Annotated in this window: 2 protein-coding genes; both read right to left on the reverse strand. The window is 73.5% G+C overall.

The window, feature by feature from the left end:
• On the reverse strand, window positions 1-957 hold a 957-nt coding region (locus tag AC08ON_RS05950), incomplete at its 3' end, for an NAD-dependent epimerase/dehydratase family protein (RefSeq protein ID WP_476616592.1).
• Between the two features lie 246 nt (window positions 958-1,203).
• A partial coding sequence (locus tag AC08ON_RS05955; RefSeq protein WP_476616593.1) for a CAP domain-containing protein occupies window positions 1,204-1,814 on the reverse strand: 611 nt, incomplete at its 5' end.

Consider the following 1,814-nt stretch of genomic DNA (forward strand, 5'->3'; position numbering starts at 1 on the left):
CGGGTGGGTGGGGAGGAGTGGCGTCTCGGCCGCGGAATCGTCCACACCTCTCCTCCGGTAGCCCTCCGCGAACGAACAGACACGATCAATCGCGTCGACCGCTCCGAAGACCCTGGCCGGTACGGAGCGGGGCGCCGCGATCGCGAGCATCTGACAGTAAAAGGTGAAGAAGTCGGCGGCAGACACCGACTCCCCCCCGGTCACGTGCAGCACCTCACCGGCGACCGCCGACCGGTCCGCACCGGCGACGGTGGTCACCGCCGTGACCACGTCGTCGACATGCACGGGGCTGAGCACACCCCAGCCGCCGTCGATGAGGACGAACCGCCCGGCCCGCATCAGCAGCACCGGCCAGAGGGTCCAGCGACCGGCCCGGGGACCGTAGGCATCCCCGATCCGTAGGACGGTCGCGCCGAGTCCGTGCGCAGCGGCCGACCCGACCGCCTGTTCCGCGGCGGCCATGGCGTCGGCGCGGACGTCGCCGGTCAGTCCGATCGGCGTGGTCTCGTCCAATGATCGGCCGACGGCTCGCGCGGGCCTGCGGTCCCCGGTCCCGCCGGGGACCGGGCCACTCGTCCGGGCAAGCACGTCCACGCAGGAGAGATGGACGAAGCGGTCGACCCCGGCCCGACCCGCGGCGTCGAGCAACGCCGCCGTGGCGCCGAGGGTCACCCGCCGGATCTCGGCGTCGGGCACCCGTACCGGCGCTCCGGCTCGGCCGGGACGCACCGGGGTCAGTTCCGCGACGCCACCGGTCCCGACGGCGGCGGCATGGATCACCAGCTCCGTGCCGTAAAAGGCCTTCTCCCACTCACCGGGACGGCTGACGTCGGCCTGCATGACACCCGGCGCGCGCCGAATGTCGATGGCGACAACATCGTCACCGCGCCGCCGCAGCGCGTGGACCAGCGCTCCGCCGAGGAAGCCGGCCGCGCCGGTGACCACCGCCCGAACCAAGGTCGCTCCTCCTGCCAGGATCACCCTCGCCGACGGCGCTGCCGCGCGGCCCGCCGGCCCGTCCACCGGCTGGGTCCGCGGGCTTTACCACGCTCGCTGCCGTGCTCGCTGCCGTCGGCGATGACCCGACCCTACGGGATCGACTACTGATCAGGACCGGGACATCCCCGCGAGTCGGGAGGATCGAGGTCGGGTGCACCTCCCGGGATGCCACGGGCCGGTCGCGCCCGGCAAGTGGGCCGCCCCTCACGGCGTCCCGAAGTCCTGGGTCCAGTAGGTGCCGTACCTGCCGCCCGTCGCGTAGCCCACGCCGATCCGGGTCAGCGAACAGGTGAGGATGTTCGATCGGTGCTCCGGGCTGTTCATCCATCCGCGCATCACCTCGGCCACGGTGCGCTGACCGGCTGCGATGTTCTCGGCGGCGATGGAGAAGGAGAAGCCGGCGGCGGCGATCCGGTCGAAGGGCGAGCGACCGTCCGGGCTGCCATGGCCGAAATAGCCGGCCGTGGCCATGTCGACGCTGTGTGCCTGGGCCGCGGCGGCCAACCGCAAGTCGACGATCAACGGAGGACAACCGGCCGCCCGGCGCTCGAGGTTGGTCGAGGTCGCGACCTGACCGACCAGGCTCATCCAGGAGGCCAGCAGGTACGGCGGGTGGTGGGATGCGACGGCCGGGGCCGACGCGGACGGAGCCGTCACCGGCGCGGCCAGGGCCAGAGCCGCCGCCCGCGCGGCGGCCAGCTGATCCGGACCGGCCGGGCGAGCGGTGGGCGAAGGCTCGGCCCCGGGCCCGGTCGGCGCACCCCGATCCGCGATCCGACCCGCGATCGACGTGGGGGGGACCCCGCCCGCCACCC

It is taken from the genome of Frankia sp. CoWAU3 (assembly GCF_977971855.1).